Source organism: Sphingopyxis sp. 550B, from assembly GCF_057401805.1.
The window spans coordinates 3,639,093-3,651,770 of sequence record NZ_CM171610.1; the positions used below are offsets into that span (position 1 = coordinate 3,639,093).

The 12,678-nt window shown below is 62.0% G+C and carries 11 protein-coding genes, 1 tRNA gene and 2 pseudogenes; 5 read left to right on the plus strand and 9 right to left on the minus strand.

The annotated features are described in order from the left end of the window. Nucleotides 1–73 precede the first annotated feature (73 nt). The 6 genes from dmpG to AC2S9W_RS17015 are packed head-to-tail and all read right to left on the minus strand — an operon-like array spanning nt 74 to nt 5,346. The gene (gene dmpG, locus AC2S9W_RS16990) at nt 74–1,120 is read right to left on the minus strand and encodes a 4-hydroxy-2-oxovalerate aldolase (RefSeq protein WP_449328117.1); all 1,047 of its coding nucleotides are present in this window, start codon (nt 1,118–1,120) and stop codon (nt 74–76) included. After that, nucleotides 1,120–2,040: an acetaldehyde dehydrogenase (acetylating) gene (locus AC2S9W_RS16995; RefSeq protein WP_449328116.1), complete on the minus strand. Its 921-nt coding sequence runs from the start codon at nt 2,038–2,040 to the stop codon at nt 1,120–1,122. Before AC2S9W_RS16995 ends, dmpG begins: the two co-directional genes overlap by 1 nt. Further along, nucleotides 2,037–2,246: a tautomerase family protein gene (locus AC2S9W_RS17000; protein WP_449328115.1), complete on the minus strand. Its 210-nt coding sequence runs from the start codon at nt 2,244–2,246 to the stop codon at nt 2,037–2,039. The genes AC2S9W_RS16995 and AC2S9W_RS17000 overlap by 4 nt, the downstream gene beginning before the upstream one ends. Continuing rightward, on the minus strand, nt 2,246–3,118 hold the full coding sequence (gene dmpH / locus AC2S9W_RS17005; RefSeq protein ID WP_486571317.1) for a 2-oxo-3-hexenedioate decarboxylase: 873 nt from the start codon (nt 3,116–3,118) through the stop codon (nt 2,246–2,248). The genes AC2S9W_RS17000 and dmpH overlap by 1 nt, the downstream gene beginning before the upstream one ends. Then, entirely contained in the window at nt 3,039–3,845 is an 807-nt protein-coding gene (locus tag AC2S9W_RS17010; RefSeq protein WP_486571318.1) for an FAA hydrolase family protein, read from the minus strand. The genes dmpH and AC2S9W_RS17010 overlap by 80 nt, the downstream gene beginning before the upstream one ends. Nucleotide 3,846: 1 nt before the next feature. Further along, entirely contained in the window at nt 3,847–5,346 is a 1,500-nt protein-coding gene (locus AC2S9W_RS17015; RefSeq protein WP_486571319.1) for a 2-hydroxymuconic semialdehyde dehydrogenase, read from the minus strand. Nucleotides 5,347–5,422: 76 nt separating this feature from the next. Here AC2S9W_RS17015 and AC2S9W_RS17020 point away from each other — a divergent pair, with 76 nt between their 5' ends. Together AC2S9W_RS17020 and AC2S9W_RS17025 are read left to right on the plus strand one after the other, a co-directional pair. Then, complete coding sequence (locus AC2S9W_RS17020; RefSeq protein ID WP_486571320.1) at nt 5,423–6,463, plus strand: LysR substrate-binding domain-containing protein; 1,041 nt, start codon at nt 5,423–5,425, stop codon at nt 6,461–6,463. A 213-nt stretch (nt 6,464–6,676) separates the two neighbouring features. Further along, a tRNA-OTHER gene (locus AC2S9W_RS17025) sits at nt 6,677–6,772 on the plus strand. 640 nt (nt 6,773–7,412) lie between these two features. Here the strand turns inward: AC2S9W_RS17025 and AC2S9W_RS17030 are convergent. Beyond that, nucleotides 7,413–7,595 (minus strand): annotated as a pseudogene (locus AC2S9W_RS17030) (IS630 family transposase); the annotation flags it as partial. A 403-nt stretch (nt 7,596–7,998) separates the two neighbouring features. Here AC2S9W_RS17030 and AC2S9W_RS17035 point away from each other — a divergent pair. Genes AC2S9W_RS17035 through AC2S9W_RS17045 form a run of 3 tightly spaced genes read left to right on the plus strand, consistent with a single transcriptional unit; the run spans nt 7,999 to nt 10,250 of the window. Continuing rightward, complete coding sequence (locus AC2S9W_RS17035) at nt 7,999–8,328, plus strand: hypothetical protein (protein WP_039337648.1); 330 nt, start codon at nt 7,999–8,001, stop codon at nt 8,326–8,328. A gap of 10 nt (nt 8,329–8,338) precedes the next feature. Beyond that, complete coding sequence (locus AC2S9W_RS17040) at nt 8,339–9,730, plus strand: SEL1-like repeat protein (protein WP_212596811.1); 1,392 nt, start codon at nt 8,339–8,341, stop codon at nt 9,728–9,730. Between the two features lie 58 nt (nt 9,731–9,788). Continuing rightward, nucleotides 9,789–10,250, plus strand: a complete 462-nt coding sequence (locus tag AC2S9W_RS17045) for a hypothetical protein (protein WP_486571321.1) — start codon at nt 9,789–9,791, stop codon at nt 10,248–10,250. A gap of 78 nt (nt 10,251–10,328) precedes the next feature. Here the strand turns inward: AC2S9W_RS17045 and istB are convergent, their stop codons facing one another. Together istB and istA are read right to left on the minus strand one after the other, a co-directional pair. After that, a complete protein-coding gene (gene istB / locus AC2S9W_RS17050; RefSeq protein ID WP_067182650.1) occupies nt 10,329–11,165 on the minus strand; it encodes an IS21-like element helper ATPase IstB in 837 nt (278 codons plus the stop codon). Next, nucleotides 11,162–12,668 (minus strand): annotated as a pseudogene (gene istA, locus AC2S9W_RS17055) (IS21 family transposase). The gene istB and the pseudogene istA overlap by 4 nt, the downstream one beginning before the upstream one ends. Nucleotides 12,669–12,678 lie beyond the last annotated feature (10 nt).

Consider the following 12,678-nt stretch of genomic DNA (forward strand, 5'->3'; position numbering starts at 1 on the left):
GCCCGCAAACAAAACCCGCCCGCCGCCGGGAGAGATGGCAGCGGGCGGGTCGGCAGGCCGGTAATCCGTGCGATTATGCGGGGATCAGGCCCTGCTCCTTGGCCATGGTGAGCGCGGTGTCCTCGATCATATCCTCCTGCCCGCCGATCATCTTCTTGCGGGCCAGCTCCAGCAGGAGATCGCGCGCGGAAATCCCGTATTTCCTGTGCGCGTCCTTCGCTTGGTAGAGGAAGGTCGAATAGACGCCGGCATAGCCCAGCGTGATCGAATCCCGGTCGGCGCGCGGCGGCCGGGGCATGATCGGCAGGACCCGATCCTCCGCCACGTCCATCAGCTTGAACGTATCGACCCCGGTCTCGACGCCCAGGCGATCGCACACGGCGGCGAACAATTCGAGCGGGGTGTTGCCCGCGCCCGCGCCAAGACCGGCGGCCGAACCGTCGATGCGGTCAGCGCCCGCCGCGACCGCCGCGAGCGAGTTCGCCACGCCCATCCCGAGATTGTGGTGGCCGTGAAAGCCGATCTCGGTTTCCGGCTTCAGCGCCGCGCGCAGCGAAGCGATACGGTCGGTCACGTCATCGGGCAGCATGTAGCCGGCGCTGTCGACGCAGTAGACGGTCTGCGCGCCGTAGCTTTCCATCAGCAGGCCCTGTTCGACCATGTTCGCGGTCGGCGTCATATGCGCCATCATCAGGAAGCCGACGGTGTCCATGCCGAGCTTGAGCCCGAGGCCGATATGCTGCTCGGTGACGTCCGCCTCGGTGCAATGCGAGGCGACATGCACGCATTTCGCGCCGCAGTCCGCCGCCATGCGCAGCTCGTCGAGCGTGCCGATCCCAGGGACGTGGAGCACCGAGACCTTTGCGTTCTTCATCCGCGAGGCGACGGCGGTAATATATTCCTTGTCCGTATGGAGGCCGCGCCCGTAGTTGAGCGAGGAGCCGCCGAGGCCATCGCCATGGGTAACCTGCAGCAGCGGCACGCCGGCCTCGTCGAGACCCGTGGCGATGTCGATCATCTGCTCGATCGTGATCTGATGGCGCATCGAGTGCATGCCGTCGCGCAGGCACATATCATGCATCTTGACCTTGCGGCCCCGGACTTGCGCTTCGAGTGTCATTATGCGGCCTCCTCGACGGTGTGCTTGAGTTTGAGCGTTCCGTCCAGGATCTCGTGCGCGAACATCTCGGCGGTGCGCGCTCCGGCGGCGGTCATGATATCGAGATTGCCGGCATATTTGGGGAGGTAGTCTCCAAGGCCCTCAACCTCGAGGAAGATCGACACTTTGCGGCCTTCGAAGGTCGGGCCGTTCTTCAGACGGTAGCCAGGCACATATTTCTGCACTTCGGCGATCATGTCTCGGACCGAACGCGTGATCGCCTCCTGGTCGGGATCCTCGGCCGTCTCGCAATAGACGGTATCGCGCATCATCAGCGGCGGCTCGGCGGGATTGACGACAACGATCGCCTTGCCGACCTTCGCGCCCCCGACCCTGGCGACGGCGCCCGATGTCGTGCGGGTGAATTCGTCGATGTTCTTGCGCGTGCCAGGACCGATCGACTTCGAGGCCACCGTCGCGACGATCTCCGCATAGTCGACGGGTTGAACGCGGCTGACGGCCTTGACCATCGGGATTGTCGCCTGCCCCGCGCAGGTCACCATATTGACGTTCATAACGGCCTGGTCAGCCAACGTGGCCAGGTTGACCGGCGGAACGCAGAGCGGTCCGACCGCGGCGGGCGTGAGATCGATCATGAGCACGCCAAGCGCATTGAGCTTGCGGCTGTTTTCCGGATGGACATAGGCCGACGTGGCATCGAACGCGATCTGGATCTTGTCCTCGACGACATGCGGCAGCAGCCCGTCCACGCCGTCGGCGGTGGTCCTGAGGCCCAGTTCCTTTGCGCGCGATAGGCCATCCGAAGTGGGATCGACCCCGACCATCCACACCGGCTCGAGCAGGTCCGAACGCAGGAGCTTGTAAAGGAGGTCGGTCCCGATATTTCCGGGGCCGATGATGGCACACCTGATTTTCGTCATTTGCTTGCTCCTGGGAGTAAGGCCTGCTCGGCGAACGTGACGCCGGCAACGGCATAGTTTTCGAGTGGCACTTCGTTGATGATGACCCGCACCTGGTCGGGACGGACATCGAAGGCATTGACCGTGGCTTCGGTCAGCGCCTTGATCAGCGTGCGGCGCTTCTCGACGGGCCGACCCTCGGCGATTGTGACGGATATGATCGGCATCACTCGGCGTCCTTCTGACCCATGCGGAAGCTCACGGTGCCCAGATCCTGGAACCGCGCGGAAATGTAGTCGCCGGGCGCGACCGCCACGGCTTCGGTCGCGCCGCCCGTCAGCACGATCGTTCCGGCGGGCAAGGTACGGCCCCGTTCGTAGAGCCAGGCCACCAGCATCTGGATCGCCCGCGCCGGATGACCGAGCACGGCGGCGGAAGAGGCCGTGGCGACGACTTCGCCATTCTTCTCGAAAACGATCCCGATCGTATCGAGCGACAGCTCCTGGGGCCGGCGGGCGCGGCCGCCCATCACGAAGCGGGCCGATGAACCGTTGTCGGCGACTACGCTGACGAGGTCGAACTTGAACTTCTCGAAGCGGCTGTCGATGATCTCGACGGCCGGCTGAACGAAATCTGTCGCGGCGATGATCTGCTCGATCGATACGTCAGGGCCGGACAACGCGTTCTTCATCACGAAAGCGATTTCCGCCTCGACGCGCGGATGGATCAGCTTGTCCATCGGCACCACGCCCATGTCGGAATCAAGCGTGTCGTTCATCAATATGCCGAAGCTCGGAACATGGACGCCCATCTGGTCCATCTTGGCTTTCGACGTCAGACCGGCCTTGAGCCCGGCAAGCTTGCGTCCCCGCGCCTGCCAGCGCCGCAGCAGTTCGTCCTGCACGGCATAGCTGTCCTCGATCGTCATCTCGGGATGATCATCGGTGAACTTGGTGATCGTGTGGGCGCCGTCCTGCGCCCCGACGACGATATCGGCGATCGCCTGGATCGTGGCGGTCTCAAGCATTCCAGCCTCCCCGGATGAACGAAAGCGAACAGCTGCCAAGGCCGCCGATGCGCACCGACAGGCGATCGTCATCGGCGATGCGGATCATCGGACCGAGCGATCCCGACAGGATCGCCTCCCCGGCCCGGAATGGAATGCCGAGGCGGCCAAGCGTGTTCGCGAGCCAGGCGACGGAATTAAGCGGAGAGCCCTGCACCGCCGCGCCGACCCCGGTAGCGGCAAGCTCGCCGTTGCGCTCGAGAACCATTCCCGCGAGCGTCAGATCGACATCCCGCGGATCGAAGCGCTCACGCCCCAGCGCATAGATACCGCACGAGGCGTTGTCGGCGACCGTGTCCTGGATGCGGATATCCCAATTGTCGATCCGGCTATCGACGATCTCGAAGCACGCGGTGACATAGTCGGTGGCGCGCAGGACGTCGGTGGCGGTGACGCCGGGGCCGATCAGATCCTGCTTGAGCACGAAGGCAATCTCGCCCTCGGCCTGGGGCTGGATCAGCGTGTCGAGATCGATCGCCGCGCCGTCCTCGACCACCATGGCCGAGGTCAACTGGCCGAAGTCGGGCTCGAAAACGCCGATTGCCTGCTGCACCGCTTTGGACGTGACGCCGATCTTCTTGCCGACGATGGTTTCCCCCGCAGCAAGCCTGCGCGCGATCATCCGTTCCTGCACGCGATAGCCGTCGACAATGTCCATCCCCGGATTGCGGTCGCGCAGGTTGGGCACGGTCCGGTTTTCGGACAGGGCTTCGAAGAGTTCGTCGCCGAGGCGCTCGATCATGTTGGTTTCAAGGGCCATGTCAGAGCTTCACACAGACGTTGCGCAGTTCGCTGTAGAATTCGAGACTGTGTACCCCGCCTTCGCGGCCGATGCCCGACTGCCTGGTGCCGCCGAATGGCGTGCGCAGGTCGCGCAGGAACCACGAGTTCACCCAGGTAATGCCCACATCGATCGCTGCGGCCATGCGGTGGGCTCGCGACAGGTTCTGGGTCCAGATCACGGAGGAGAGGCCATAGGAGGTATCGTTGGCAAGGCCGATCACTTCCTCCTCGGTATCGAACGGACGAACGTGGCAGCAGGGACCGAAAATCTCTTCCTGGATGACCGGGTGGTCGTCGGGCAGGCCGGTCCAGATGGTCGGCTCGACCCACGAACCACCGCCGAGTTCGGCCGGCAATTCGGGCACTCCGCCCCCGGCGACGATGATGGCGCCATCGGCCTGCGCCCGACGGTAATAGCCGAGGACCTTCTCCCGATGCTCGAGCGAGATCAGCGGTCCGAAGTTGGTGCCAGCACCTTCCGGATGCCCCGGCCTGAGGCCTTTAACCCGTTCGCCAAGTGCGCTGACGAAGCTGTCGAACAGCGGCCGCTCGACGAAGACTCGCTCGGTGCCAAGGCAGACCTGGCCGGTGTTGAGGAACACCGATCGCATGAGACCTTCAAGGACCGCTTCGAGGTCGGCGTCCGCGAAAATGATGGCGCTGTTCTTGCCGCCGAGCTCGAACGACACATCCCGCACGCCCCGCGCCGCCGCCTGCATGATCGCCGTGCCCGTGCGTGTCTCACCCGTGAAGGTGATCGCATCGACGCCTTGATGCTCTGTCAGATAGGCTCCAGCGGAATCGGGACCGAAACCATGCACCACGTTGTAGACGCCCTTCGGCACGCCGACCTCGTTCATCACCTCGCCCAGCAGCGCCGCCGTTGACGGGGTTTCCTCCGATGGCTTGACCACGACGGTATTGCCGCAGGCCAGCGCCGGCGCGACTTTCCAGGTCATCAGCAGGAACGGCGCGTTCCAGGGGCTGATCACGCCGATCACGCCCTTGGGCTTGCGGATCGCGTAATTGAGTGCTCCTCGTCCATCTGGCGTTTCCGTGTGGAAGCATTCGGTCGACACCGACTTCACCAGATCGGCGAAGGCATTGAAGTTAGCGGCGCCGCGAGGGACGAAGGCATGGCGCATTGCCGAGATGGGCTGCCCCGTATCGTTCATCTCGGCGCTGACGAAATCGTCGAACCGCTTGGTGATGCCGTCCGCGATCGCACGCATCAGATCGGCGCGGTCGTCGACTGAAATCTTCGTCCATGGACCATGCAGTGCCGCGCGGGCAGCACTTACGGCAGCATCGATTTCCTCACGCCCACCCTCGTTCACGTCGAGAATGTGCCGGCCGTCATAGGGTCGATGCTTCGGAAATGTCTTGCCGCTTATCGAGGCGCGATATTCGCCATCGATGAAATGCCGGATCTCCGGTAATGCGCCGCGCGCGCCGCTGGTTGCAACAGGGTCGTTCAAGGTCATCCTCCGCAGGCGCTTGCACCGCATCCTTAGGAGCGGGTCAGCAACCCAACCGGGTTAAAGCCGCGCCGTGATGCGGTCCAATACCGTTTCCGCGCTTTTGGGATACCTCACCCGTATCGCGCGGCTTTCAACGATACGCCGTTCGCGCTATCAACGCGATAAGAAGAACGGAGAGAGCATCCCGATGGTACGCTATTCGTCATCCATAGATATGCGACACCTGCGGTATTTTGTGGCCGTGGTCACGCACCGCAGCTTTCGCCGCGCGGCGGCTGAACTCAACGTCTCGCAACCACCGCTCACGCGCCAGATTCAGCAACTTGAGGAAATCCTGGGCGTGCGCCTGCTCGAGCGGAACAGCCGCGGCATTACACTCACTGCCGCCGGGGAAGCCTTCTATGCCGATGCGCGCAATATTCTTGCACTTGTGGATCAGGGTGCGACGCGGGCAAACGCGATCGGCCAGGGTCAGATGGGCCGGATCGATGTGGGTGTCTTCGGATCGGCCATTTTCGACCTCATCCCGCGCATCGTCCTAGCATATCGCGAAAAGTTCCCCGACGTCGAGGTCTCGCTCCACACCATGTCGCGGGAGGAACAGGTAAAGGCGTTGGCCGAACGCCGCATCGATGTGGGGTTCAACCGCTTTTTCAGTGATTATCCGGGATTGTTCTGGCAAACGATCGCAAGCCAACGAATGGTTGCCGCAATTCCTACAGAGAATCATCTTGCAAAAAAACAACATCTGTCTTTGAGAGATTTAAATCATCAGCCGATAATATTTTATCCACCAATTGAAAGGCCAGGTGGATTCAGCAATTTCTTACTCAGAATGCTGCATGAGCGTAATGTTTCTGTAAATATTGCTCAAAATGTTGAAGATGTTGTAACGGCAGTTTCATTAGTATCGAGCGGATTTGGCATTGCATTAGGCGTAGATTCCGTTCGCAACCTCAATATCCCAGGCGTCACTTATACCCCATTTACCGAGAAAGATACGACAACATTTGATCTTTGCTTGATAAAACGCGCAGATAATCAAAAGCCAATTATTGAAGAATTTGTCAGAACTGCTAAAACTGTCGGACAATCAGATCCTAGTTTTACATGATTTTCTTCTTAGAGGATAAAAACTCGAGCGCAAAGGTAAGCCTTCAGCCTATCAGATCATTCACATGCCTGCGACCACGCAATTGGCCAAAAGCAAGATGACGACAGATCTGTGCCCACATCACCGCTGTAGCACAATGTGAGTGAATATGTGACGTCGGCAAAGGTTGAGCAGTGTCAGATATGGTATTGCACATCATCAAATAATATGAACGGATGCATCTAAGTTGCTCGAATAAAATGATTTATTCCCCAGAATTGGGGCCTCTTAATCAGCGGGTCCTAGGTTCGAGCCCTAGTGCGTCCACCACAAGCTCATTATATATCAGCAACTTAGGTAAGTCGAAGATCCTCGCGAGAACCGGCGCGGCTCCGCTAGGTAGCTCTCTAGGTAGCAGGGGAACCAGTTCATATCTGGCAGAAGAATCGTACGCATGGGCAAGCCCCCTTGCGAAACGTCCGGCGGAATGGACTGATTTGCGTTGCAGCTCGGAGTGAGGCCGGCCCGGTCGGGTCTTGTAGCTTTGCCCCGCCCTGTATCTGTGTAACCGCGGTACTATGATGCGCGATACCGCCACCGCAGCGCCCGCTTGCCACCTGCCGATGCCATTTTGCGGCAGCCCAGTGATCCGTTGCCTCATTTCCCGGCGATACCGCGCATAGGTCGCTAGTCCTGCACCGAAGACGACTGCCGATGCGATCTTAAGCGGCATTGCGAGTCGCATGTTGCTTCTCCGTCAGGCCGAGGCGAACCTCCACGCGCGGGCTGCAGCCGATCATCCCCAATTCTCCGGAACCGGCAAGCTTCGTTTCTGGTACAAGCCTGAAATCCGGACGTTCGGCCAAAGCAGGATGTTCTCACGATGGCATCTCGCGCAAACGACCAGCTGTTGCTACGCGCACCCCTGACGTGTGGGGCGCTCTCCTCACTCGCCTAGAGCGGTTTCCATTCATTCCGGCTCATATCCGCAAGATTTGAAGTAATTGGCACATTCGGCAGGCTGGAAGATGTCGACGAGCCTGCCGATCAAGTCCCACAACCCGCTGACGGTTCGCTCACCTGCCTTGCGGAGCATGACCTTGAGCCGGGAGAAGGCCTTCTCGATTTGGTTGAAGTCCGGGCTGTATGCTGTCGCCCGTCGAGTTCGAACGGCAGCAGATTTTGAAAGCGGAAGGCGTCTAGAAAACTAGGGGCTACTCACCCGCCAGACGCATCTTCACTTCCGTCAGCCGCACTGAATCAAATCAAACAGCCATTGGCGAGGGGTTTTTGTAGTGCCCAGATACCGCCTGAGGCGTAGGATATTATCTCTGCCCCCCCGTTCGGGGGGTGTGCGGCGGTGAGCGGACAGCTCATTATGAAGGGGCGACCCGGCCTCCAAGGCGCTTCAGCGATGGAGCTTCTTGAAGGTAGCTCTGGCGGTGCGATTCCGTCGCACCGCCAGTTTTTTATTTATGAGTGGTTTATTTCGTTTCGGGAAGTCCTGTCTGATTATCTCTAAGGACCACCGCACATTCCTGATTGGGAGAACTTTAATGCGCATCCTACTGACCGCCGCCACCCTCGCGATGGCGCTCACGGCAACCCCCGCCCATGCCCGGTCGGGCTACGGCGCCTGCGTAGCGATCCAGCCGAGTAAGAACCGCCTTTTGTGGACCAATCCGGTTGCCGCCGAAGAGTCGTCGATGGCGGCGCTTGCCGCGAAATTCGCCGCGACGCTGCGCGACAAGAGCTATGCATCCGACCCCGAATTGTCCGAATATTGCAAATTCTTTGTGCAGCAGAAGGACGCGATGGAGTTCATCATGAGCATTCGTCAGAACCACAACGGCCCGGTAGGCCCAGGGGTGCCCTTCAGTGGCTAGCAGTCGATTTTTGCATGCGCTGCTGACAGTCGGCCTACTCGCCGTGTCGCAGGCCACGCAAGCGCAGTGGAGCGCCGCCAACGACGAGGCCAACCGCCAGCGCATGATGGCATCGATGCGGGCGCAAGACGCCGCCAATGATCGCGCTGCAGCCGACCGGGCCTTCCAGGCCGGGCTGGAGCAGCAGCGTTCGCTGGGCAGCGGCTCGTCCCCCTCGTCTTCCTCGTCCGGATCGGGTGGCATGGGCACGCCGTTGGACGGGCTGGCGGCTGCGCTTGGCCGCGGCAATCAGTCAAGCGGGGGACCGCAGTCCGTGGTCGATCGCCGCACGTACATCATCCATCAGCAGGAAACGTCCAAACAGGTGGTGGCTCGGCTGTTCGCCGAGGCAGAAGGCGGCAATCCCGAAAGTGCGTGGAACCTCGGCCGGCTCTATTACACCGGATATGCCGGCGTCCCACGGGACGATGCCCAGGCGCGCCGCTGGTTTGCCACCGCGGGCGAACGCGGCCATGCCGAGGCGCTGGCCAACCTAGGCTATTTTGCGCACGAGGGGATCGGAGGTCCGCAGGACCCGGCGCTGGCACTTGACGCCACGGCCCGGGCGGCGGCTGCAGGCAGCACTTACGGCGCAGGGCTGAACGGGATCTATCGGCTGAGCGGCCTGGCCGACGGGCAGCTCGATCCTGTTGCCGTGGCCAACCTGGAGCGAGCAGCCGATGCGGGCGAACTGTTTGCTCAGGCAGCTCTCGGTACCATTGTCTACGCACTGGGAGTGGGGACCGCGGAGAACTGGGAACGCGCGGCACACTACGCCCGCCTCGCCGCTGAACAGGGCCACGGTGCATCGATGACCGAACTGGCGCGGATGATGTTCGTCGGCCGAGGCGTGGCGCAGGACCAGCGGGGGGCCGTTGCCATGTTCCGTCGTGCGGCCGAAGCCGGCGATCCGGGAGGCATGTCCTTCCTTGGGCAACTGTACATGACCGGCCAAGGAGTGCCCAACGACGTAGCAGCGGGCCTCGAATTATTTCGCCGCGCGGCCGATCTGGGCCATCCCGGAGCGCAGGGCGTCTATGGCCTCTCCCTGATGCTGGGTCAGGGCGTGGCAAAAAACGTCCCCGAAGGTCTGCGTTACATCCGCTTGGGAGCCGCGCGGAACGATCCGCAAGCCTTGACCGTGCTGGGCAAGATGACCTTCGTCGGCGAAGGCGGCATTACCAGCGATGAGCGGCGAGGGATCGAGCTGCTCCAGGCGGCCGCGGCTCTGGGCGGCCAGGACGCCATCGAAACTTTAGCCATGGACGAGGTACAGCAGGCCATGCGCCGTCTGGGCATCGCGCAGACGGTGACGCCAACGTCCGGACCTAAAGTGCGCATGGGCGGCAAGCCCAAGAGGTGACGAACCGATTAGTTGACAATATGGCTGCGGGGGCATCACCCACCCCAAAAACAGACGCGTGTTTAAGGGGATGACGAATTCAATGGTCTTAGGCGTACCGGGAAGGGTTGTGTTCGCAGGCCTCTGGCTTGCCCTGACCCCGGTCGGCGTTCTTTCGCAAGAACCCCCACCCGGCCTCGTTTGGTATGTTCTGGACGAACTGAACCATACCGGCTTCGATATCGAGGACCCCACCAACCGTCCCATCCCGTTGTCGGAACCGCCTGCCGGGGTGCTCCTGCCAGTTGACGTCAGCCGGGACGGGGTCGTGGACTGGCTGATTCGCTGGCCGGAAGACCAACGGCTCTGCGGAACCGGAGGTTGTCGTCTCAGCCTGTACGTCAGCGACGACAATCGCTACTTGCGTGTGTTCGACCGACAGGCTTGGGATCCGGACATCCGAACAGTCGGCGACGAGATCCGACTGGAGGCTTCGTTTCACCACCTGAACTGCTTGCCTGTAGCGCGACGATCTGGATGAGAAGTTAGCGACGATCAGGATGAGAAGCGCTGACCGCGACGGTGCCGTTTTGATGTGTTTAATTGTCGCTGGCAAGGCCTATGTCGCAGGTTGATTGTCGTGGAGCGACAGGCCGGTATTTTTGATTGTCGCGACCTTTGCGGGCCGACCTGCGCCGTGCTGCTTTCGGTCGATCGCGGCGCGCCGCCGATAGCTTTCGACGTTCATTTCGAAGATGGTGGCGTGGTGCACGAGGCGATCGACAGCGGCCAGCGTCATGGCGGGATCGGGGAAGACCCGGTTCCATTCGCCGAACGGCTGGTTGGCGGTAATCAGCAGCGAACGCCGCTCGTATCGCGCGCTGATCAGCTCGAACAGGACCGAGGTTTCGGCTTGGTCCTTGGCGACGTAAGCCAGATCGTCCAGGATCAGCAGATCGAAGCGATCGAGCCGATTGATCGCGTTTTCGAGCGTAAGCTCGCGGCGCGCAACCTGCAGTTTCTGGACGAGGTCGGAGGTCCGGACGAACAGCACGCGCCAGCCCTTTTCGATGAGCGCCAGTCCGATCGCCGACGACAGGTGCGATTTGCCCCCGCCGGGCGGGCCGAACAGGATCAGGTTCGCGCCGTTTTCGAGCCAGCTGTCTCCGGCGCAGATCGCCATGACCTGCGCCTTCGATATCATCGGCACCGCGTCGAAGTCGAACGTATCGAGCGTCTTTCCCGGCAACAGCTTTGCTTCCGCCAGATGCCGCTCCATCCGGCGGCGACCGCGTTCGGCGATCTCATGCTCGGTGATGGCGCTGAGGAACCGTGCCGCCGGCCAGCCCTCCTTGTCGGACCGATCGGCGAACGTCGGCCAGAGCTGCTTGATTGTCGGAAGCCGCAGCTCATTGAGCATCAGGGTGAGCTTGGTCGCATCGATGCCCTGGGTCATGCCATTTCCTCCGCGCGAGGAGCCAGCAGCGCTTCATAGGCGCTCAGCGGGACGAGCTCGACGATAACCTCGGGTAAAGCCGCGGGGTCGGGCGCGAACCGCGCACGCAGCGCTGCCATGTCCGGCATGCCCTGCGGCGTCGCCAGCAGGGATTCCAGCACGCCAGCAAGCTCGGCCTCGCAGGCCCGCTCATGTGCAAGGCTGAGCAACTCGACCATCGTCCGGCACGCCATCCGATCGGCGAGCCGCTCGATCAGCCGGTCGAACATGCGCCGATAGGCCTCGCGCGGGAAGAGCTGGTCACGGTAAACGAGGTTCAGCAACGCCATCGGCTTACGCCGCAGCGCATGGATCACATGGCGATAATCGACGACATGATCATGCTTGCCTTTGCGGTCGGCGCGACCGCGCGGCAGAGTGAACAGGGGCGTGCCGCCGAGGAAGAGCTCAAGCCGGTCGTCGTAAAGCCGTACCCGCAGCCGGTGACCGATCAGCCGCGACGGCACCGTGTAGAAGACCTTGCGCAGCGTGAACCCGCCCGAGGAGGTGACCATGACGAGCACCTCTTCATAATCGCTGGTGCGCATGCCCGGCAGCGACTGAAGCACCGCCCGCTCGGCGTCGATGCGCTTCGCGCTCCGGGCATTCTTGCGCGCGACGATCTCGTCGATGAAGCGTCGATATTCCGCAAGCTCGCCAAAGTCGACCGATCCGCGCATCAGCAGGGCATCACGCACTGCCGCCTTCAGATGCCCGTGCGCGCTTTCTATCGCGCCATTCTCGTGCGCAACGCCGCGGTTGTTGCGGCTCGGCTCCATCCGGTAATGGCGGCACAGCGCGTCATATCTGTGCGTCAGATCATCGCGCGCCGATGCATCCAGATTGCGGAACGCCGCCGACAGGCTGTCGCTGCGATGTTCACGCGGCGCCCCGCCCAGCGCCCACAGCGCATTTTGCAGACCCTCCGCCAGCGCGACATAACTCTCGCCGCCAAGGATCACATGGGCATGCTCGAAGCCCGAACAGGCGAGCCGGAAGTGATACAGCCGGTGGTCGAGCTCGACCCCGCGATCCGTACACCCAGATCGGCCATGTCCGTAAAATCCGACAGCCCCATCCGCCCCGGCTCGTGCACCGGCGGAAGATCACATCGCGATCCGGGCCTTGCAGCGCCCGCCAACTGCGGATCCGACGCTCCATCGTCCGCCGCACTCCATCGGGAAGCTCAGGATGACGACGCTGCATTTCTTCGAACACCGCGACGGCGCGGATTCCCGGCGCACTCTCCAGAAGCGGTACAACCTCGCTATCGAAGATATCCGCCAGCGGATCGGGGCGACGGCGACCGCGCGGCGCCTTCTTTTGCGACGGCAACTGCGCATCCTGCTCCAGCCGATAGGCCGTCGCCGTGCTGAACGCCGCGCACGCCGCCGCTGAACGCGGCGACACTGTTGTCAATGGGCACCGAAGTTTCCGCAGATGTGGGCGGTTAAAATTCCCTATGTTGGTGGTT

Bases quoted from the DNA above. Each gene is read 5' to 3' on its own strand.
- dmpH (WP_486571317.1), bottom strand. From the start codon at position 3,118: ATGACGATCGCCTGTCGGTGCGCATCGGCGGCCTTGGCAGCTGTTCGC.
- dmpG (WP_449328117.1), bottom strand. From the start codon at position 1,120: ATGACACTCGAAGCGCAAGTCCGGGGCCGCAAGGTCAAGATGCATGAT.
- AC2S9W_RS17020 (WP_486571320.1), top strand. From the start codon at position 5,423: ATGCGGTCCAATACCGTTTCCGCGCTTTTGGGATACCTCACCCGTATC.
- AC2S9W_RS17010 (WP_486571318.1), bottom strand. From the start codon at position 3,845: ATGGCCCTTGAAACCAACATGATCGAGCGCCTCGGCGACGAACTCTTC.
- AC2S9W_RS16995 (WP_449328116.1), bottom strand. From the start codon at position 2,040: ATGACGAAAATCAGGTGTGCCATCATCGGCCCCGGAAATATCGGGACC.
- istB (WP_067182650.1), bottom strand. From the start codon at position 11,165: ATGACCCAGGGCATCGATGCGACCAAGCTCACCCTGATGCTCAATGAG.
- AC2S9W_RS17035 (WP_039337648.1), top strand. From the start codon at position 7,999: ATGCGCATCCTACTGACCGCCGCCACCCTCGCGATGGCGCTCACGGCA.
- AC2S9W_RS17000 (WP_449328115.1), bottom strand. From the start codon at position 2,246: ATGCCGATCATATCCGTCACAATCGCCGAGGGTCGGCCCGTCGAGAAG.